Origin of the sequence: Campylobacter lari (assembly GCF_004357905.1) — a bacterium.
Classification (GTDB): Bacteria; Campylobacterota; Campylobacteria; order Campylobacterales; family Campylobacteraceae; genus Campylobacter_D; species Campylobacter_D lari_D.
In genome coordinates, this window is record NZ_SMTT01000005.1 from 1 (window position 1) to 21,818 (window position 21,818).

Below are 21,818 nucleotides of genomic sequence, written 5' to 3' on the forward strand. Positions count from 1 at the left end.
TCTTAGAAGAAATTATCTTCTAAGAAAGAGAATGTTATACAGCGCCTTTTGGAGCTGTAAATGCTGTTATTTTAGGCGGCAATCCCTTATATTTTTCTATATTTACTAAGCCTGTATGAGAAATGTTTCCGTTTGCTAATTCAGAAGTTGGCATATCAATAGTTAAGACATTTACATTTCCGTATTTGCACATTCCTTCATCATTTGGATCATACCAGCCACCTTCGCATAATCTTACAACATTTGGCATAATATCTTTAGTTACCACAGCACCTGCGAGAACTTGACCTCTTTTATTGAAAACTCTTACAATATTGCCATTTTTGATTCCAAGTTTTTTAGCATCAATAGGATTGATTAAGATAGGTTCTCTATCATTTACTGCATATTTTTCACGCAATAAGGTATGACACATTTGAGAGTGAAGCCTATCTGTTGGATGATTAGTTAGTAGATGAAAAGGTGTTTCCTTAGTAGCATTTCCTAGCCATTCTATCGGCTCCATCCACATTGGATGTGCTTTGCAGTCTTTATAGTTATACTTTTCGATAGTTTTTGAGTAAATTTCTATCAAGCCTGATTCGGTGCCTAGAGCATTTAAAATAGGATCTTCAATAAATTCAGAAAATCTCACCCATTCCATGCTTTCTATGGTTGGAGAAAAAGTTATAGGCTCATTTTTGGCCCAAAATTCTTCAAAACTTGGCATTTTTGGCTCAAATACATCCCCATAAGCTTGAGTTTGTTTTAAAGCGCTATTGTAGTATTCTTTAATAAAATCTTTTGCTTTTTTACCATTTTCGGTATAAGCATTAAATACATCATCTCCATACACTTTACAAATATCAGCAAAAATTTCATAGTCATCTTTGCTCTCGCCTATTGGTAATACTGCTTGCTTCATTGGAGCTATATTCATATTAGAATAATCTCCACTCATGGTAATATCATCTCGTTCATAAGAACTTGTGGTAGGCATTACAATATCTGCCATTTTCGCAGTTGGAGTCCAATAAATTTCATTTACAACTATAGTTCTTGGTTTTTGCCATGCTTTGATGTTAGTGTTTGTATTTTGATGATGGACTATAGGATTTCCACCTGCCCAATAAATAAAGTCAATATCAGGATAGGTTATTTTAGAACCATTATTGTCTATAACTTTCCCAGGATTTAATAAAGCATCAGCTATTCTAGCTACAGGAAAAGAATAACTAGCAGTATTTTGTAGCCATTCAGCACCACCTTGAGATTCTCCATTTTTTGGCATACCTTTAAATTTACCATTTTCCCAAATTCCCACAGCTCCTGCTGTAATACCTCCTATAACACCACCTTTGCATGATGGAACACCGCCATTACTATAGTGATAACTTAAGCCAAATCCACCACCTTTAGTGCCAATTTGACCAAGCATTGAAGCTAGGGTTATTAACATCCAATGAGGTTGCTCGCCATGATGAGCTCTTTGCATACCCCAACCACTCATGATCATAGTAGGGTTATCATAAAAACTTTCAGCTAGTGTTTTGATGATTTTTTCATCAATTCCACAAATTTTACTTGCCCATTTTGTATCTTTTTTAATACCATCATTCTTGCCATCTAAATAAGCTTTGAACTTATCAAATCCACTTGTATAATTTTCTAAAAATTCATAATTGACTTTATTTTTTTCGATCAAATGACTAGCCATGCCTATCATCATAGCAACATCTGTATTTGGTTTTGGAGAGATCCATTGTGCATTTAAAAATTTAGCAGTTTCGGTTTTTATAGGATCTATGCAAATAACCTTGATTTTACTATTTTTTAATTTTTCAAAGTAAGCAAGACCTCTTTGATCGTTTGAAGTCCAAGCTATTCTTAAAGTAGCGATAGGATTAGCACCCCAAATAACTACTATTTTAGAATGTTCTAAAATGTTTTCCCATGAAGTTTGCTGTTCATACACTTCAATAGAGCCTACAACATAAGGCATTATTATTTGAGAAGCTCCGGTTGAGTAATCTCCGGTAGTCCCTACAAAACCACCTGTGACATTTAAAAATCTATGGAGCAATATTCTACAATTTTGCATATTTCCACTAGATTTCCATCCGTAGCTTCCACCAAATATAGCTTGAGTTCCTTTTTGCTCTCTTGTTTTTTTAAGTTCTTTTGCTATAAGTTTTATAGCCTCATCATAACTTACACGCACAAATTCATCTTTTCCTCTAAGTTCAGGTTTTGGACTGTCGGGATTTTCAAGATAGCTTTTTCTAACATAAGGATATTTCACGCGCGATTTGTAGATCATATCTGCTGTATAGTGTTGTAAAGGATTGTCAATTTGTGTTACTTTTTCCCATGGCTCACTTTTAATTACCACACCATCTTTAATGGTAAGTTTTAAAATTCCCCAATGTGCTGCTGTTATCACACTTCCATTTTTTACTAAACCAGAATTTATTTGAGAAACTTCTATATTTTTACTCATGGCTAAACTAGGAGCTAAAGGCAACACGCTTAACCCTGCTCCGATTTTTAAAAATTTTCTTCTATCAAGTCCCATTTTATTTTACCTCCTTAAAATCTTTTGCATTTTTTTGCAAATACTGTATCACTAGCCAATGATCTTTTTTATCAATTCCTGTTCTATTTACCATTGATCTAAAAGTAGCAGGCCAGCCATTAGCACTAAATTCACTTTCTTTATGAACGCTATGACAAATTCCGCAATTATTCATATAAAGCTCTTTAGCTTTTATAAACATTTCTTTGTTGCTTTTTGCAAAATCTTTCTTGTCAGTCCAAACTTCTATGGTAGCTTTATCCCATTTTCCATTTTTGCTTTTAGTATAAGTTTTAAAATCAAGTTTTGTATTTTTAGAAAATGCAGCAACTATGATTCTTTGACTATCGTTGTAATAAAGCACAGAAGGCGAAGCAGGATTAACATAGCCTGTGATCTTGACTAAAACTTTATTTCCATCAGTTTTTAATACTTCAAAAGGATTTGTGGGTAGCAATCTACCAACAGCTTTTGTGTCATTTTTGCTTAAGTAAAGTGAGCTTACTTCACTTGTAAAAAATTCATTTTTAGCGCAAACAAAAGAAACAAGCGCTAAACAGAAAACTAAAATTTTTCCCATTTTGCCTCCTTGATATTTTTAATATAAACTTATTGTATAACTTTAGTATTAAAATTTTCTTAGTATAAAAATATAAAAAATGCAATAATAAATATTATCTAATAATTTTTTATTAATTTTTAATTTATTTGTTTTTATATTTTCATAAAGTCTTTTCAATCCTTTAAAGTAAATTTTAGTAAAATATAAAATATTCTTTATAAAGGTTAAAAATGCACTTTACTTTGCTAAATGAAAAAGATTTTTTCAACCCCTACTACCGCAAAAAGCAAATTACACAAAATGAATTTGACACTTTTAGCAAGGCTTTAATGCAGTATCTAGAAAGGCTTGAAAGCTCACAAAGTGAAAATGAAGATTATCTTGTAGCTAACACACTTAGTCCATTTTTAACCACTCTAAATTTCAAAACCCACATCAAAACCAAGCAAAAAGGCAAAAGCGAGATTGATTTAGCCATTGCTAAAGATGAGTTTAGCAAAGACTTAGAAGTTCTCATCGAAGCTAAAAAGCCCAACTCAAAAGAATTCATCATCCACGCAAAGCCAAATTCCAAAGCCTTGCATGAAGCCATTTTGTATTATTTTAGAAACAGAGAGCATAGCTTTAGTTTGAAATTTATCATCATCACAGACTTTTATAAATTCTACATTTTCAAAGCTAGTGAATTTGAAGAGCTTTTTTATAAAAACACAAGCTTTAAAAAGCTTTTTGAAGAATTTCAAAGCCCAAATTCACTTTTTAAAGGCAACACCGATGAATTTTACAAAGAAGCAAGCAAACTCATAGAAAATTCCAAAGAAAGCTTAAAAGGCTTTTTCATCGATTTAGCCTTTTTAAAAGATGAGCAAAAGTCAAATTTCAAAAACCTAGCAAGCATTTTTAAAACCTTTCATAGAGACTTTTTGCTAAATGAATTTAGCCCAAATGACGCAAACTCATTAAACAACGCATTCTATAAAGAGCTTTTATACATCTTAGGTTTAAGCGAGAGCAAACAACTTTCTAAATTCATCATCACACAAAGTGAGCAAAGCAAACAAGCCCAAGGCACGCTTTATCATCTCATAGCGAGCAAGCTTCCAAAGCATGACTTTGAAGAGGTGTTAAAATTCATCATACTTTGGCTAAACCGCATTTTATTTTTAAAGCTTATCGAGTCTAATTTAGTTAGATTTAATGATGATAAAACCCTTAAATTTCTAAACTATGAAAAAATTCCAAATTTTACTACCCTTTCACACCTTTTCTTTGATATCTTAGCTAAAGAAAAACACACAAGGACGCAGAGTAAATTTAGCTATTTGCCTTATTTAAATTCATCACTTTTTGAAAAACAAGCCATCGAAAAAACTACACTAGAAATCGCTACTTTAGAAAATGATGCTTTGCTAGAGTATCACCCGCACACGCAGTTAAAAGATGACAAAGGCAAAAGTAAAAAAGGTAAAGTAGGTTTGCTTGAGTATTTGTTTGAGTTTTTAGACAGCTTTGATTTTGGAGCAGATGAGCAAAGCGAAGAACTCATCAAACAAAAAGAACTCATCAACTCAAGCGTTTTAGGAAATGTCTTTGAAAAACTAAATGGCTACAAAGAAGGTAGTTTTTATACCCCAAGTTTTATCACTTCATATATGTGTAAAGCAAGTATAGAAAAAGTCGTGCTTGATAAGTTTAACCATATTTTTAAGCTAAATGCCACCAAGCTAAGCGAGCTAAGAACCCAGCTACGCCAAGAAAAAATCCCTCAAGAGCAAAAACTAGCCTTGCTAAATTCCATACGCATTTGCGATCCTGCAGTGGGAAGTGGGCATTTTTTAGTTTCAGCTTTAAATGCCATGCTTATGGTGCATTATGAGCTTGGTTTGTTTGAAGAGGACTTTTACCTAAGCGTGCAAAATGATGAAATTTTAGTGCAAAATCACAAAGGCCAGTTTTTAGAGTATAAACACCCTGATTTTGACAAAGACAAAACCCACCTTTGTCAAAAAGAACTTTTCGAGCGTAAAAAAGACATCATAGAAAACAATCTTTTTGGAGTAGATATCAACCCAAACTCATGTGAGATCACTAAACTAAGACTTTGGATAGAGCTTTTAAAACACAGCTTTTATGAAAGCTTTGATGATACAAACTATCATGATCTTAAAACCCTACCAAACATCGACATCAACATAAAATGTGGGAATTCGCTTATAAGTTATTTTGAAATTCACAAAAGCCTTTCTCACTACCCAAACATCAAAGAACGCATGGATAAATACAAACGCATAGTCAAAGACTACAAAGAAGGCTTTTACACCGACAAAACTCTCATCGCAAAAGAGATCAAAAACCTCAAAGAATCTTTTAAAAATTTCTGCTTAAAAGACAAATTTGCCAAAGAGATTAAGCAACTTACCAACGGCGCTAATGAATACTCTAAAAAATACGGCGATTTTTTAGCGCAAGATGAAAAAGATGAGAATTTTAGAGCATTTTTCTCTAAAAATATGTTTGAATTTGACTTTGATGAAAGTGCAGCTAAGAAAGAATTTAAAAAGCTTAAAAAGCTTTATGAGAGTATATTTGACTTAGAAAGTGCAAATCCTTTTGAATGGCGTTTTGAATTTAGCGAAGTGCTTGATGAGGGCGGGAATTTTCAAGGGTTTGATCTCATCATCGGTAACCCACCTTACATCAGACAAGAAGACATCAAAGAACTAAAGCCAAATTTAGCCAAAAACTATAAAGTCTATAAAGGCACTAGCGACATTTATACTTACTTTTATGAGCTTGGGTTTAATGTGCTAAAGCAAAATGGTGTTTTGTCTTTCATCACTTCAAACAAATACACAAGAGCAGGTTATGGAGAAGCTTTAAGAGAGTTTTTACTCAAAAATACCACACTTTTAGAATACATCGATCTAAATGGTATAAAAGTCTTTGATAGTGCTACGGTAGATACTTCCATACTAAGCTTTGAAAAAGCAAAAACTAAAGATAATAGCTTCAAATACCTAGCCCCAAACACCGAGCTTTTAAAAGAAAACGACTTTAACATAGAAAGCATTTTAAATTTTAACAAAATCGCACAAAATTCTTTAAGCAAAGAAAGCTTTACTTTTAACGATGAGGGTACAAACGCACTAAAAGCAAAGATAGAAAATCACGGCACTCCACTTAAAGACTGGCATGGGCTTAATATAAACTATGGCATAAAAACGGGCTATAATGAAGCCTTTATCATCACTACTGAAAAAAGAGATGAAATTCTAGCTAAATGCAAAGATGAAGCCGAAAAAGAACGCACCGCCAAACTCATACGCAAAATGTTACGCGGTAGAGATATAAAAAGATATAGTTATGAGTGGGCGAATTTGTGGATTATAGTTTTTGAATTTGGAAGTTATAAAATTTTAGAAAAAGAATATCCTGCTATATATAATCATTTAAAGCAATATAAGAAAAAACTTCAAGCTAGGGGACAATGTACTAATAAGCCCATAACGGATCAAAAACCATATTTAGGACAACATCATTGGCTTGAGTTAGATAACAATCCAAATAAAGATTATTTATCGCAGTTTGAAAAGGAAAAAATAATATATAGTGAAATTGTGAGAAGTCCGCAATTTTATTTAGATACAAAGTTAAATTTTTACGCAGAAGCAACAAGTTTTATTTTAACAGGGGAAAATCTAAAATATCTCATTGCTTTTTTAAACAATGATTTTGTGGCTTTTATATTTAAAACATTTTACGCCGGTGGAAACTTAGGTGAAAATGGATTTAGATATAAAAAGGCATTTTTAGAAAGACTTCCTATACCAAAAATAAATTCTAAAAATGAAAAACTAGCAAACGAGCTTATAAGCTTAGTCGATGAGATTTTAGTTTTAAAAGAGCAAGACAAAAACGCAAACACCAAAACCCAAGAAGACAAAATAAACTCTATCGTTTATAAACTTTACAACCTAAACGAAGAAGAAATAAAAATCATTGAAGGCAAGTAATGGAAGATAAGATTATAAACTCTATAGAGAATGCTTTTGATGAAATTAAATACCAAACAAATGTGGAGTATGTTGCCTTGTATTATATTTTTGATAATGAAAAATTACAATTAATTTTTTCAACATTGCATGAAAAAATTATGTCTTGTTTTCAAAGAATGAACACACGTCTTCCTAGCACTGAAAAAGGTAATCACTATTGGGCTAGTGAAAGTGGAACATTAAAATACAGCATAGAGTTAGCATTAGAATTGCAAAAAAAACTTAAAAACAGCAGCTTGTCTTTCGAAATAGATGAATATTACGCTGATGTTTTTAATAAATGTATTAAATTTTTAAAAAGTAGTGGAGGTAGTATAATTCCTATTGGAATGGAAAAAATAGAAATTTATAAAATTATTCCTATATTTAAAAAATCAGGTTTTATTAAAAATTCAAAAACTAATATAGAGTATCAATTAAAAAATATTGGTTGTGGTTCTTATGCGAAAGTATTTAAATATTATGATGAATTTTATCAATGTGATTTTGCTTTAAAAAGATTGAATGAAAATGTAAATACTAAAGAAATTGAAAGATTTTTAAAAGAATTTGAAACAATGAAAAGCATAAACAATCCTTATGTTTTAAAAGTATATTCTTTAAATAAAGATAGAAATGAATATATTATGGAATATGCTGATTTTACTTTAGAAAAATATATAAATCAAAATAATTCCAAACTTTTGATTGATGAAAAAATTAATTTAGGTTGTCAAATAATTAGAGGTATTGAAATTTTATGGAATAAAAAAATATTACATAGAGATATAAGCTTTAAAAATATTTTATTAAAGATATACGATGATATTTATCCTGTAGTAAAAATTTCAGATTTTGGGCTTATAAAAGAGATTGATAGTCAATTAACAAGTGAAAATACAGAAGTAAAAGGAAGTTTAAATGAAATTTCTAGATTACAAAAAAAGGGTTTTAAAAACTATGATACAAGTGATGAAATTTATGCTTTAAGTAGAGTTTTGTATTTTGTAGCCACTGGAAAAACAAATATGGAAAAAGCTAAATGCAACTTTTTACAAAAAGCAACTGATGAAAATATAGAGAATAGATATAAAAATTTAAATGATTTAAGAAAAGATTTTGTTTCTTTTTTAAAAAACTGCACGTAAAAACTCCATAGTGCCAAGCTAAAAGGATAAAAAATGTATTCTAAATTTTTAACTTTATCAGAAATTGATGTTGAAAAAATCAAAGAAAAATTAAAGGAAGTTATAAAATGTTCTTGTGAATATAATATAAAAGAAATAAATGAATATGATATAGATGATTTTAAAATTAATGATGAAGAGTATATAAAAGAACATAAAAATTTATTTATCATAAAAAATAATAAAGAAAATATTTTAAACTTAACAATAGATTTAACAATGTTGTCTAAATTATCTGATATGGATTTTCAAATAAAATTTGAAAGTTTTAATATAGAATTTAAAAACGAAAGCAAAGAAAAAATACATATTAAACAAAATTTGTATTTTAGTAATTGCTATTTTAAACAAATAGATTTAAAAAATATTTGTTTTGAAGATTTTGCAATAAGTAACTATAAGTCTATAGATGATTATAAAGCAATGATTGAATTTAATAATTGCGAATTTAAAAATTTACATTTTAGTCTTAATAATTTTTTAGAAAGTGTTAAATTTACAAATAATACCAAAATAGGTAATTTGTATTTAAGTTTTAATACATTTGAAAAATATTTTTATGTAAAAGATAGTTTTATTGAAAATATATCTTTGCATAAAAATAAATTTAACGATAAATGTTATTTTTTTAGTATTTTTTTTAAAAACAATGCGTATTTTATTAATTCTTATTTTAAAGATAGTGTTGATTTTTATAAGTGCGAATTTGAAAAGACAGCTAGTTTTTATGGAGCTAGATTTGATAAAACTCCAAATTTTTCTCAGGTAATTTTCAAAGGAAATTTAAATGTTGTAAATACAAATTTAAATTTTACTTTTGATGATTTGCAAGATAGAATTAAACAAGAATATGAAGATTTTAATAAAGATAAAAATGAAAAAGATAAAAAATCTTTAGATAAATTTGCAAATGATTTTAGAGATTCTTTTAGAAATTTTAAAAATGCATTGATAAAAGATAATAATCTTTTAGACGCTTCAAATTTTCATAAATACGAGCTTTATTGCAAAGAGATAGAACTAGAAGAGAAAAAGCCCAAGATATTTTCTAAAGAATGGATAGACAAATGGCAACTTGTTTTTTATCACAAGCTTTGTGATCATCATACAGACTTGCTAAAGGTGTTTCATAATCTACTTATAATCATCATGCTTTTTAGTATTTTTTCTTTTGTGCTTGATAAATTTAAACAACCTAGCATAGAAAATCATGCAAAATATCACATCGTTCAAGTAGATACTAATGAAAGCTATATCTTTAAAGAACACAATAAAACGACTTATAATATCTTTGGTTTAAATATAAACAAAGAAAGTGGTAAGCTAGATGAATTTATAAAAAACAATTTTGTTTATGTATTGATTTTATTATTTATAGTTTTATCGATACTTTCTTTCAATATTTTTACTAATTTATATATTTTTGGTAGCTTTTTTTATGTGATTTTTAATTTTTTAGATTTGGTAGCTTTGTATACACATATTGCTATTATAAGTCTTTTTGTATTTTTTGCTTTGAAATTTATTTTACTTGATGATAAGCAAGAAATTATAAGAAAAATCACCATTGGTGTTTCTTATATAGTTTGCATTTTTGCATTACTTGCAAAACCTAGTTTAATGCTTCCTGTATTTGGAAGCTTTTTAGAAAAAGACAGCAACGCTACTTATCCTTTATTGCTTAGTTTATCTGTGGTGCATTTTATACTTGTAGCTTTAGTGATATTCTCACTTCAAAAAACTGCACGTAAAAACTCCATAGTGCCAAGCTGAAAGCAAAATCATGCTTTTAGCTTTAAAGTATGATGAAAAATTTGATTTAAAAATACTTTTGATATAAATATTTTTATTATATTTATATTTTGTTTCAAATATAAACAATACTTTATATTTCATTTGTAAAGTGTAAATTTTTGTTTTTATTAAAAGAGAATTTTTATACTAAATGTTACTCTTATACCCATATAGTTAATTTTTTCTAACAAAAATACACAAAAATAAAAATATTTGTTAAGCTAGATATTGGAAATTTTTATCAAAAGGAAAAATATGTGGCAACAAATATATAATCCATTTGACAACATACTTTTAAGTGCTTTGGTGGCTTTTTTGCCTATTTTGTGCTTTTTGCTTTCTCTTGTAGTTTTCAAACTCAAAGGCTATCAAGCAGGCTTTTTAACTCTTATTTTATCAAGTGTTGTGGCATTGTTTGCTTATGATATGCCGTTTTCTTTATTAGGTGCTAGCTTTATACAAGGTTTTGCAAATGGTATTTGGCCTATAGCTTGGATCATCATCGCGGCCATATTTTTATATAAACTTTCTATCAAATCAGGCTCGTTTGAAGTGATAAAACAAAGTGTTATGAGTATCACTCCAGATCATAGAATTCAAGTGATTTTGATTGGATTTTGTTTTGGTTCTTTTTTAGAAGGTGCTATAGGTTTTGGAGGGCCAGTGGCTATTACCGCTGCATTACTTGTAGGACTTGGGCTTAGACCATTATATGCCGCAGGACTTTGTCTCATAGCTAATACCGCTCCGGTAGCTTTTGGAGCAGTTGGGATTCCTATTATAGCGATGAGTAATCTAGCAGGTATAGAACAGCACGGTGTTTCAGCTATGGTGGGTAGAATGCTTGTGCCTCTTAGCTTGACTATACCATTTTTTATAGTATTTTTAATGGACGGTTTAAAAGGGGTTAAAGAAACCTTTCCTGCTATTTTTGTCGCAGCCGTTTCTTTTACTGCTACACAATTTTGGAGTTCAAATCATTTAGGCGCAGAACTTCCAGATATTATTTCAGCGGTTGTTTCTTTGTCTGTTACTACGATATTTTTAAAATTTTGGAAGCCAAAAAATATTTTTAGATTAGATGATGTAAAAGACTTTGAAAACTCACAAAAGCTAGAATTTAAAAAAGTATTTTTAGCTTGGATTCCTTTTATACTTTTGATTATTTGTATTATTATATGGACTCAACCTTGGTTTAAGGCTTTATTTGCTAAAGATGGAATATTAAATTTTATGCAATTTACTTTGAAATTTAATGAAGCCTTAGGAGCTATCATAAGTCCTGATATAGTTAATCCACAAATCACAAAAACAATGATTCCATCACATACTATAGATTTAGTAGCACAAGCAGGAACTGCTATTTTAGTGGCTGCTTTAATGAGCATTGTTGTGTTGAAAATAAAAATCAACGAAGCTACCGAGTGTTTTTGGGAAACTTTAAAAGAAATGGCCACTCCATGCTTAACTATAGGCTTAGTAGTTGCTTTTGCCTTTATAGCTAAAAATAGCGGTATGAGCACTACTTTAGGACTTGCTTTTTCAAATACAGGCGATGCTTATGCATTTTTTTCTCCCATCATAGGATGGATAGGTGTGTTTTTAACAGGTTCTGATACTAGTTCAAATTTGCTTTTTGGGACATTACAGCAAGTTAGTGCTCAAAAGTTAGGAATTTCAGAAACTTTATTTTTAGCAGCAAATTCTGTTGGTGGAGTTGTGGGTAAAATGATATCTCCTCAAAGTATAGCGGTAGCTTGCGCAGCAGTTGGACTTGTAGGAAAAGAATCTGAATTGTTTAGATTTACTTTAAAATACTCAATAGGTTTTATAATTCTAATAGGAATTTGGACTTTTGTTATAGCATTTTTCTTCCACGGGATTATCCCTGAAGCAGTGCTTTTAAAATAAGGATTGATGATGAAAAAAGTGTATTTATTTGCTACTTGTTTGGGTAGTGCGATAATGCAAGAAAGTGTTTTAAACGCGGTTAGACTTTTAAGAAGAGAGGGGGTTGAGGTTATATTTAAAAAGCAGCAAACTTGCTGCTCTCAACCCTCATTTAATTCAGGGTATTTTAAAGAAAGTAAAAATATAGCTTTGCATAATATAAAACTTTTTACTCAAGATTATCCTATAGTAGTGCCAAGCGGTTCTTGTGCGGGGATGATGAGTCATGATTATTTAGAGCTTTTCAAAGATGATGAGCATTTTAACTTGGTAAAGGAATTTAGCTCTAGGGTGATTGATCTTAGCCAGTATTTAGATGAGGTTTTAAAGGTTGATTATGAAGACAAAGGCGAACCTATAAAAGTGACTTGGCACTCTAACTGCCATGCATTAAGAATTCAAAAAAGCATACAAGCGAGCAAAAATCTGCTAAAAAAACTCAAAAATGTGGAATTAATTCCTCTAGAATTTGAAGAAGAATGCTGTGGTTTTGGAGGAACTTTTTCTGTGAAAGAGCCTCAAATTTCAAACTCTATGGCACAAGAAAAAATCAAAGATATCCAAAATACAGGCGTAAAATATGTATTAAGTTCTGATGGTGGGTGTTTGATGAATATTGCAGGCACGATGAGTAAAATGGGGCTTGATATAAAAGGAATTCATTTGTATGATTTTTTAAACAAGCGTCTTGAAGGAGTTGCGATATGAAAATGACACATGAACAAATTGTGGATGTGAAAATTCATGATAAGCAAATGCGAGAGAATTTAAGATCTGCCATGCATACTTTGCAAAAAAATCGTTTAAAAGTTATAGATGAGAAATTTAATGATTGGCAAGGACTAAGATCTAAAGCTAAGCAAGCTAAAAACAATGCTTTATCAACTTTACACGATAGGCTTTTAGAATTTGAACAAAATGCCACTAAAAATGGCATAAATGTCCATTGGGCGAGTTCTGATGAGGATGCCTGTGAGATTATATATGAATTAATGGTAGAAAAAAACATCGGTAAAATTCTAAAAGGTAAATCTATGGCTAGTGAGGAAATAGGTTTAAACCACTACCTAGAATCCAAAGGTTTAAAAGCCATAGAAACAGATTTAGGCGAACTTATATTGCAGTTAAATGATGAAACTCCCGTGCATATTGTAGTTCCAGCGGTACATAAGAACCGCTATGAAATCGGTAAAATTTTTCAAGAAAAATTAGGCTCTAATTTAGAAAGTGAGCCAGAAAAGCTAAATTCTATTGCAAGAAAGCATTTAAGAGATGAATTTGAAGGGCTTAAAATGGGACTTAGCGGAGTAAATTTTGCTATGTCTAAAGAAGGTGCTTTTTGGCTTATAGAAAATGAGGGAAATGGTAGGATGTGCACCACAGCAAGTGATATACATGTAGCACTTTGTGGTATAGAAAAAGTTATGGAAAGCTTTGAAGATGCTGCCACTATGGTGTCTTTACTTACTCCATCAGCTACGGGTCAATTTATACCAACTTATAACAATATCATTACAGGACCTAGAAAAAATGGAGATTTAGATGGCCCAAAAGAAGTGCATATTATTCTTTTTGATCATAATAGAAGCAAAATGCTAAATGATGAAGATTATTATGAAGCTTTGCGTTGTATAAGATGTGGGGCTTGTATGAATTTTTGTCCTGTGTATGATAAAATAGGTGGCCATACTTATCAAAGTGTATATCCAGGGCCGATTGGAGAAGTCATAAGTCCTAATCTTTTTGGTATGCAAGAAAATGGTGATATTCTTACTTTTTGCTCGCTTTGTGGAAGATGTTCTGAAGTTTGTCCGGTAAGAATTCCTCTTGCGGATTTAATACGCAAATTAAGAGCAGCAAAAGTAGGTCAAGGAAGTTTTGATAATATCACTCCAAATACTGCTGAAGCTATGGCATTTAAGATTTTTGAAAAAGTAGCTACAACTCCTATTATTTGGAAAAATACTTTAGCAAATTTACATAATTTTAATTGGCTTTTGCAAAAAGGAAAAAATTCTTTACCAGTAGTTAAAAAATGGAGTGCTTATAAGGAATTTCCACAAATAAAACTTGATCTTTATAAAGAACTTGAAAATATGCAAGGAGTAAAGTGTGAGTAGAATAAATGAAATTTCTTCACAAAGCAAAAAAGCTATTTTGGATAAGATTAAAAATACACATTTATCTTTTGAAAAAATTCCGACTATGGATCCTATAGAGCATATCAAAACAAGTGATGATATGTATAGTGAGTTAAAAGAAAAAATGAGTGCAAATAAATACATAGTAGAAGAAAGCTCGTTAGAAAAATTAGAAGAAAAAATCAATCAAATTGTTAAAAGTTATGGCTATAAAAGTCTTATTTATCCTGATAATTTAAATTTAGATATAAATAAAATTGAAGCCGAAAAAAAGACTTGTTTTAATCAAGAGATTGAAAAAATACGAAAAGAAGTTTTTCATAGTGATTTTTCTATCATCCAAGCAAGAGTTGGAGTAAGCTCACATGGCGTTGCTTTAGTTTTGTCTGATAAAACTCAACCAAGAATGCTTTCTTTGGCTCCTATGCTTTGTATTGTTTTATTAAAAAAAGAAAATATTGTAAAAAGCATTAGCCAAGCATTGAATTTAGTAAAAGAAGAAAATGAAATTTTACCTAGCAATATTTTGTTTATAGCAGGGCCATCAAGAACTGCAGATATTGAACTTATCACTGTTTTTGGAGTTCATGGATCTCAAAAGGTTCATATTATACTTTATTGATTTATTTAGAATTTGCACTTAGTGTAAATTCTAAAATCACCTTCAAATCAAAAATTAACTTCTTGGTTTTTAAAACATTAATTAAATTATATTTTTATCAACCTTTGCTATTTTATTGATTTTAGTTATATTTAAGATATTTTTTGACATAGTAAAAAAGGTATTAACTTAAATTTTAAAACTATAAAAAGGAAAATCATGTTAAAAACAAGTTTTAAAAAGGCAGTATTTTTACCAAGTATTAGTATTATAGTTGTTTTAAGCCTTAGTTGTATTTTCTTGCCTAAACTTACAAATGATTTTATCAATCATATAAAAAGTGGAATTTTTGCAAATTTTTCATGGTTTTATATATTAAGTGTGAGCTTTTTTGTGTGTTTTATGCTCGCACTTGCACTTTCAAAATTTGGCGATATTAAACTCGGCGATGATGATGAAAAACCTCATTTTAAATTTACTTCTTGGCTTGCTATGCTTTTTGCTACGGGTATGGGCGTGGGGCTTATGTATTTTGGTGTGGCTGAGCCTCTCATACATAAAAAAGCCTTGCAAACAAGCGATGAAGAAGCTATGCTACATACTATCTTTCACTGGGGAATTCACCCATGGGCTATTTATGGGGTGTGTGCTTTGGCTATGGCGTATTTTGGTTTTAGATATAAAATGCCTCTTAGTTTGCGTAGTGCTTTTTACCCTTTGCTTAAAGATAAAATTTATGGTTTTTGGGGAAATTTAGTTGATATGCTTGCTTTAATTGTCACGGTTTTTGGCATTAGTACCACACTTGGTTATAGTGCATCTCAACTAAATGCGGGCTTTTCAAATTTGGGTATTTTAAACGGACAAAGCTTTTTAGAACAAAGCGTGATTATAATCATCATTATTTCTTTGGCCACACTCTCATCGATTAGTGGCTTAACAAAGGGTTTAAAAATTTTAAGTGAAGCAAATTTAGTTTTTGCAGTGTGTTTAATGCTTTTTGTGCTTTTTTCAACAAATACCATCCAAATTCTTTCACAATTTAGCTCTAATATTGGAAATTATTTGCAAAATTTAATTTCTTTGAGCTTTAAGACTTATTATTATGAAAAAGAACATATAGAATGGTTTAATAATTGGACTATTTATTATTGGGCTTGGTGGCTTAGTTGGGCACCTTTTGTGGGCTTTTTCATTGCTAAGATTTCTCGTGGTAGAACGATAAGGGAATTTATTTTTGGCGTGCTTGTAGTGCCTACTAGTTTTAATATACTTTGGTTTAGCATTTTTGGCAATAGTGCTTTAAATTTCAATGATATTTTAAGTCCTTTTACTTCAGCACCTGAAAGTTTGCTTTTTTATTTTTTACAAAATTTTTCTTTTTCTTATTTTAGTTCTTTGCTTGCGCTTTTGGTTTTAGCTTTGTTTTTCATCACTTCAGCAGATAGTGGGATATTTGTGTTAAATTCTTTAAGTAGTGGTGGCGCTCATGAGCCATACAAATGGCAAAATATCCTTTGGGGTTTTGTGCTTGCGCTTTTAGCTACTTCTTTGCTGTATTCAGGTGGCTTGGGGGCGATTTTAAGTATCACTATGATAGTGGCTTTACCTTTTGCATTTTTGCTTTGTTTGATGTGTTTTTCATTGCTTAAAGGCTTAATTGTAGATGTGAATTACTCTTTAACTAAGCTCAGTCAAAGTAGTGTGTATTTTACAGGAGAATTTTGGCAAGAAAGACTTGCTAGAATTTTAAAACAAAGCAAAGAACAAGACATACAAAATTTCTTAAATACCAAAGTTAAAAATGCTATGGAATCACTCAGCCAAAGTCTAAAAAACTACGGCTTGAAAACACAGATCGTTCAAGAAAAATCAAGTATAAGTTTGATTATAAAAAAAGAATTTGCAAAAGATTTTATCTATGGAGTGCAAGTAGTAAAAAAACAAGCAAGCCAAAGCATAATCGATGATAAATTTATGCCAACTTATTCTAAAGAATTTATCTTTGAGCCACAAACTTTCTTTGCTGATTCGCGTAATGGTTATAATATAGAGTATTTAAACGAGCAAGAAATCATCGTAGATATACTAAAGCAGTATGAGAGGTATTTGCAACTTTTATTTGATGATAAAAATGAAATTTTTACCAAAGCTTATGATTAAAAAGCGTTATAATTACACTTTATTCTTATAAGAAAGGCCTTTTATGTTGAGATTTTTTTTAATGTTTTTTTGTGCTTTAAATCTTTTTGCTATTACGCCAAAAGATACGATCGTTATAGCAGTGGAAAATGAGCCAGAGCGTATAAATCCGCTTTTTAGTGAAGATCATGATGTGGCAATTGCTCTTGTGTTTTCAGGACTTACACGCTTTGATGAAAATATGAATCTAGCGCCTGATCTTGCTAGTTCTTGGAAAGTTAGTAAAGATGGGCTTGTTTATGAATTTACTTTAAGAGATGATATATTGTGGCATGATGGGGCTAAATTTAGTGCCAAAGATGTGGAATTTAGTATAAATGCTTTAAAAGATGAGAAGTTAAATTCACCCTCAAAGGTAAATTTTGACGCAGTTAAAGAAGTAAAAATCATTGATGATTATCATTTGATTATTACACTTTCAAAGCCTTTTCCTGCATTTTTAGACGCTTTGAGTGTGGGAATTTTACCAAAACATTTACTTGAAAAAGAAAATTTAAATACTACTAAATTTAATCAAATGCCTATAGGAACAGGACCATATAAGCTAAAACAATGGAAAAAAGGTCAATACATGATCTTAGAAGCAAATGAAAATTATCATTTAGCTAAGGTAAAAACACCAAAACTCACGCTAAAACATATTAAAGATCCAAGTATTAGCGCTATTGAGCTTAAAAATGGTTCTATTGATGTAGCTTTAGTCGATTTTGCTCTAGCTTCAAATTTTGCAAATGATAAAAACTTTAAAATGCTTATAGAGCCTTCGGCTGATTATCGTGCTTTGATGTTTAATTTTAATCATGAGTTTTTAAAAGATCAAAATGTGCGTTTAGCGCTAAATTATGCTATCGATAAGAAAGCTATTGTGGATTCTCTTTTGCATTCTTTTGGAAAAGTAGCAAATCATCCTTTGGAAAAATCATGGGCAAATCCTAAAGAATTTGCAACTTATACTTATGATGTAAAAAAAGCAAATGAGCTTTTAGCAAAAGCAGGCTTTGTGAAAAACAAAAATGGAATTTTAGAAAAAAATGGCAAAGAATTTAGCTTTGAAATGTATGCTATGAGTGAAGATCCACTAAGAATAGCTTTGGTAAATATCTTACAAAGTGAGTTTTTAAAGCTTGGTATTAAGGCAAAGGCAGTTGCTAAGCCGAGTGGAAGTTTTGACTATACTAAGATTGACAGCTTTTTGGTAGGTTGGGGTAGTCCTTATGATCCTGATTTTCATACTTTTAGAGTTTTTGAAAGCTCTCAAGATAGTGCTTTAAACTCTAGTGGATGGAATTTTGGTCATTATCAAAATGCTAAAGTTGATGAAGCTCTGATAAAAGCTAGAAATTCACTTGATGTAAATGAAAGAAAAAAATACTATAAAGAATTTATTGACGCTTTATATAAAGATCCTGCATTTTTATTTATAGCTTATATTGATTATCCTTTAGTTTTTGCTAAAAATATCCAAGGTATAAAACCTCATATTTTAGGTCATCATGGGGTAGGTTTTACTTGGAATGCTTATGAGTGGAGCAAAAATTAGTGCTAAAACTCATTTTTAAACGCCTTTTATGGGCGTTTTTTTTGATGATTTTTGCAAGTTTTTTATGTTTTGTGATGATTTATCATGCTAAAGGAAGTGTGGTTTTTGCTAGTGTGCCTCAAGGAACTAGCCTTAAAATAAAAGAAGAAATTGAGCACAATTTAAATTTAGACAAGCCTTTATTAGAGCAGTATGAAAATTGGCTTTTTAATGCCATGAAAGGCGACTTTTCTTACTCTTTAATCAGCGGAGAAAAGGTTAATGAAATTTTAAAAGAAAAACTTCCCTATACCATCATACTAGGAAGTTTGGCTTTTTTGGTGCTTTTTGTGTTATCTTTGGTTTTAGCACTTTTTTGCGTTCTTTATAAAGATAGTTTTTTAGATAAGATTATTACCTTTTCAACGATGAGTTTTTTTGCATTGCCTGCTTTTTCTTTATCGCTAATGCTTATTTTAGTTTTTGCTGTATTTTTTAAGCTTTTTCCAAGTTCGGCTATTGCTGATATTGGCTTTGAAGATGATGTATTTAATCGTTTGTGGCATTTGTTTTTACCAGTATGTGCTTTAGTGCTTTCACATTTAGCTGTTTTTGTGCGTTTTATAAGGACAAGTTTGATTGATAGTTTAAATCAGGGCTTTATAGAAAGTGCTTTTGCAAGAGGGCTTAGCAAAACAAGAATTTATTTGCATTTTGTGTTAAAAGATGCTTTTGCTTCTATACTCGCGTATTTTGGCGCTTCCTTTGTGAGTTTTTTAATGGGAACTTATATAGTAGAAAGTGTGTTTTCTTATGAGGGTGTTGGAAATTTAGTGATTAAAAGTATATTGTTTAAAGACTATCCTGTGGTGCTAGCTGTGGTAATTTTTAGCATTTTAGTGGTAGTGCTTGTAAATTTGATCGTAGAGATAATTTGCAAGATGATTAATCCAAGGTTTGCCAATGCGTAAGTTTTGCGTGATGATGATTTTGCTAAGTTTTATTTTAGCACTTTTTGCACCTTTAATAAGTTCTTATGATCCTAATTTAGTGGATTTAAGTAAGGCCAAAATAGCCCCAAATTTAAGTCATATTTTTGGCACAGATTTACTTGGTAGAGATGTTTTTACGCGTATTTTATATGCCTTGCGTATTTCTTTATTTGTAGGGGTAATGGCGGCATTTTTTAGCGTGCTTTTTGCTTGTGTTTATGTGTTTTTAACAAGATTTTTTGCTTATGCTTTTTTTGCTAGAGTGCTTGATATGCTTTTGGCTTTACCTTCTTTACTTGTGATTATGTTTTTTCAAAGTTTTTTGGCGGGATCTTTGTGGAGTATGATTTTTATCATCGCTTTGGGGCATTTTGCTTTTGTGGCAAAAGTACTTGATACTCAGCTTAATAAATTTCAAAAACTTGAGTTTTATCAAAATGCTATTATTCTAGGTTCTAGTAAGATGAAAGCTTTATTTAGCGAGCTTTTACCTGCTTGTTGGAATTTGCTTTTTGTGCTTTTTGTTTTAAATATCGCCCATGCTATTACAAGTGAAGCTACTTTAAGCTTTTTTGGCTTGGGTGTAGAGCTTTGGACTCCAAGTTTAGGAAATATGTTAAATGAAGCAAGTAAGGCTGTGTTTTTAGGATTTTGGTGGATGATAGTTTTTCCAGTAGCCTTTATACTTATGCTTATCCTACCTTTGCTTGCTTTGGGTAATGACTTACAAGAAGAGATTAAAGCATGATAGAAATTGCAAATTTAAATCTTAGTTTTAAAGATAAGATCTTATTAAAAGATATAAATCTTAATTTAGAAGATGGTAAAGCTTTGGCTATCATGGGTAAAAGTGGAGCGGGAAAAAGCTTGCTTTTAAAAAGCATGATTAAGCTTTTTGATAAACACTATAAGCTTAATGCACAAAAATTTAGGATAGATCAAAAAGATATTTTAATTTTAAAAGAAAAAGAGCTAAATATTTTAAGAACTAAGGTAAATTTACTTTTTCAAGATGTTTATGGGAGTTTTTATCCTCTTGTTGACATAGGGAGTTATTTTAATATAGTTTTAAAAACTCATACTAATTTAAGTACAAAAGAGATTAAAGAGAAGGCCTTTTATTATTTTGAGTGTTTAGGGCTTAAAAATCATGATCTTTTATGGCATTCTTTTATATATCAGTTAAGTGGTGGTATGGCAAGACGCATTCAAATAGCTCTAGCTTTACTAAGCGAGGCTAAGTATTTATTGTGTGATGAGATTACAAGCTCACTTGATAGAGCTAATGAAGAAAAAATCATCGCTATTTTAAAAGAGTTAAAAACACAATTTAAAAATCTCATTTTCATTACTCATGATATAAATTTAGCTAAAGAGCTTTGTGATGAGGTGGCTATCATAGAAGATAAAACTTTGATTTATCAAATGCCTGTGAAAGAGTTTTTAAGCAATCCAAAAGGTGTTTTTGCTAAAGAATTGTTAAATTATTTTGAGAATGAGAATGTTTTTAGAAGTTAAAAATTTAAGCAAATCTTATAAATTTAAAAAACATTGGTATTTAAAGGAAGAGGAAATTTTTGTTTTTAAAGATGTGAGTTTTTCTCTAAATCAAAATGAAAATTTATTGCTTTGTGGGGAAAGTGGTAGTGGTAAAAGCACTTTAGCTAAAATTCTTTGTATGCTTGAATGTGCAAATACTGGAGAGGTTTTGTTTGAAAATGAAAATATATTAAATTTAGATTTTAACGCTCAAAGAAAATTACGCCAAAAAATTCAATATATTTTCCAAGATCAAAAGCTAGCTTTAAATCCTTACAAAAATACCAAAAGACTTTTGATTGATGTGTATGAAAATTTTAAACTTAAGCCCGATTTTGGAGAGCTTTTTAAACTTTTTGATGCTTTTGAGCTTGAAAAAGATATTTTAAATTTAAAACCTTCTAAATTAAGTGGCGGTCAAAGCCAAAGATTAGGTTTGATTAGAGCTTTGCTTTTAAAACCAAAATTGCTTATTTTAGATGAAATCACAGCAGCACTTGATATACCAACTACTTGTAAAATTCTAAATTATTTATATGCTTTTCAAAAAAAATACGATATTACTTATATTTTTATTTCTCATCAGGAAAAAATCTTACAAGATATTTGCCATAAAAAAATGTATTTATAATAAAGATAAAAACTGTTTCATTTTGAAATACATAAAAATTTATTTTTTTGATAATAAGTTTTTATATAGCTAAATTGAAGTAAAATAAATTTAATTATGCTTAAATAAAAGG

General features: G+C 30.2%; 14 protein-coding genes and 1 pseudogene. 13 read left to right on the forward strand and 2 right to left on the reverse strand.

From position 1 onward, the window contains the following. Positions 1 to 34 precede the first annotated feature (34 nt). Positions 35 to 2,554, reverse strand: a complete 2,520-nt coding sequence (locus E2O22_RS04715) for a molybdopterin guanine dinucleotide-containing S/N-oxide reductase (RefSeq protein WP_133319460.1) — start codon at positions 2,552 to 2,554, stop codon at positions 35 to 37. A gap of 1 nt (position 2,555) precedes the next feature. Next, on the reverse strand, positions 2,556 to 3,134 hold the full coding sequence (locus tag E2O22_RS04720; protein WP_133319461.1) for a cytochrome c3 family protein: 579 nt from the start codon (positions 3,132 to 3,134) through the stop codon (positions 2,556 to 2,558). A gap of 212 nt (positions 3,135 to 3,346) precedes the next feature. Here E2O22_RS04720 and E2O22_RS04725 point away from each other — a divergent pair, with 212 nt between their 5' ends. The 13 genes and pseudogenes from E2O22_RS04725 (at position 3,347) to E2O22_RS04785 (ending at position 21,706) form a co-directional block, all read left to right on the forward strand. Beyond that, the gene (locus tag E2O22_RS04725) at positions 3,347 to 7,129 is read left to right on the forward strand and encodes a type IIG restriction enzyme/methyltransferase (protein ID WP_133319462.1); all 3,783 of its coding nucleotides are present in this window, start codon (positions 3,347 to 3,349) and stop codon (positions 7,127 to 7,129) included. Next, on the forward strand, positions 7,129 to 8,298 hold the full coding sequence (locus tag E2O22_RS04730; RefSeq protein WP_133319463.1) for a protein kinase family protein: 1,170 nt from the start codon (positions 7,129 to 7,131) through the stop codon (positions 8,296 to 8,298). Before E2O22_RS04725 ends, E2O22_RS04730 begins: the two co-directional genes overlap by 1 nt. 684 nt (positions 8,299 to 8,982) lie before the next feature. Beyond that, positions 8,983 to 10,110: pseudogene (locus E2O22_RS08230) on the forward strand (pentapeptide repeat-containing protein); the annotation flags it as partial. A gap of 276 nt (positions 10,111 to 10,386) precedes the next feature. Further along, positions 10,387 to 12,042: an L-lactate permease gene (locus E2O22_RS04740; RefSeq protein ID WP_012662153.1), complete on the forward strand. Its 1,656-nt coding sequence runs from the start codon at positions 10,387 to 10,389 to the stop codon at positions 12,040 to 12,042. A gap of 6 nt (positions 12,043 to 12,048) precedes the next feature. Further along, positions 12,049 to 12,789 carry a (Fe-S)-binding protein gene (locus tag E2O22_RS04745; RefSeq protein ID WP_115614003.1) on the forward strand — a complete coding sequence of 247 codons (741 nt, stop codon included), beginning with the start codon at positions 12,049 to 12,051 and terminating at the stop codon, positions 12,787 to 12,789. Further along, the gene (locus E2O22_RS04750; RefSeq protein WP_012662151.1) at positions 12,786 to 14,201 is read left to right on the forward strand and encodes a LutB/LldF family L-lactate oxidation iron-sulfur protein; all 1,416 of its coding nucleotides are present in this window, start codon (positions 12,786 to 12,788) and stop codon (positions 14,199 to 14,201) included. The genes E2O22_RS04745 and E2O22_RS04750 overlap by 4 nt, the downstream gene beginning before the upstream one ends. After that, the gene (locus E2O22_RS04755; RefSeq protein ID WP_133319465.1) at positions 14,194 to 14,844 is read left to right on the forward strand and encodes a LutC/YkgG family protein; all 651 of its coding nucleotides are present in this window, start codon (positions 14,194 to 14,196) and stop codon (positions 14,842 to 14,844) included. Before E2O22_RS04750 ends, E2O22_RS04755 begins: the two co-directional genes overlap by 8 nt. 198 nt (positions 14,845 to 15,042) lie before the next feature. Then, complete coding sequence (locus E2O22_RS04760; RefSeq protein WP_070255432.1) at positions 15,043 to 16,986, forward strand: BCCT family transporter; 1,944 nt, start codon at positions 15,043 to 15,045, stop codon at positions 16,984 to 16,986. 43 nt (positions 16,987 to 17,029) lie between these two features. Further along, positions 17,030 to 18,565 (forward strand): ABC transporter substrate-binding protein, encoded by a 1,536-nt coding sequence (locus E2O22_RS04765; protein ID WP_133319466.1) that lies wholly within the window; start codon positions 17,030 to 17,032, stop codon positions 18,563 to 18,565. A gap of 11 nt (positions 18,566 to 18,576) precedes the next feature. Beyond that, complete coding sequence (locus tag E2O22_RS04770) at positions 18,577 to 19,515, forward strand: ABC transporter permease (protein WP_318529542.1); 939 nt, start codon at positions 18,577 to 18,579, stop codon at positions 19,513 to 19,515. Next, positions 19,508 to 20,284, forward strand: a complete 777-nt coding sequence (locus tag E2O22_RS04775; RefSeq protein ID WP_133319467.1) for an ABC transporter permease — start codon at positions 19,508 to 19,510, stop codon at positions 20,282 to 20,284. Before E2O22_RS04770 ends, E2O22_RS04775 begins: the two co-directional genes overlap by 8 nt. Further along, complete coding sequence (locus E2O22_RS04780) at positions 20,281 to 21,054, forward strand: ATP-binding cassette domain-containing protein (RefSeq protein ID WP_133319468.1); 774 nt, start codon at positions 20,281 to 20,283, stop codon at positions 21,052 to 21,054. The genes E2O22_RS04775 and E2O22_RS04780 overlap by 4 nt, the downstream gene beginning before the upstream one ends. Further along, positions 21,038 to 21,706 carry an ATP-binding cassette domain-containing protein gene (locus E2O22_RS04785; RefSeq protein WP_133319469.1) on the forward strand — a complete coding sequence of 223 codons (669 nt, stop codon included), beginning with the start codon at positions 21,038 to 21,040 and terminating at the stop codon, positions 21,704 to 21,706. The genes E2O22_RS04780 and E2O22_RS04785 overlap by 17 nt, the downstream gene beginning before the upstream one ends. Positions 21,707 to 21,818: the final 112 nt, after the last annotated feature.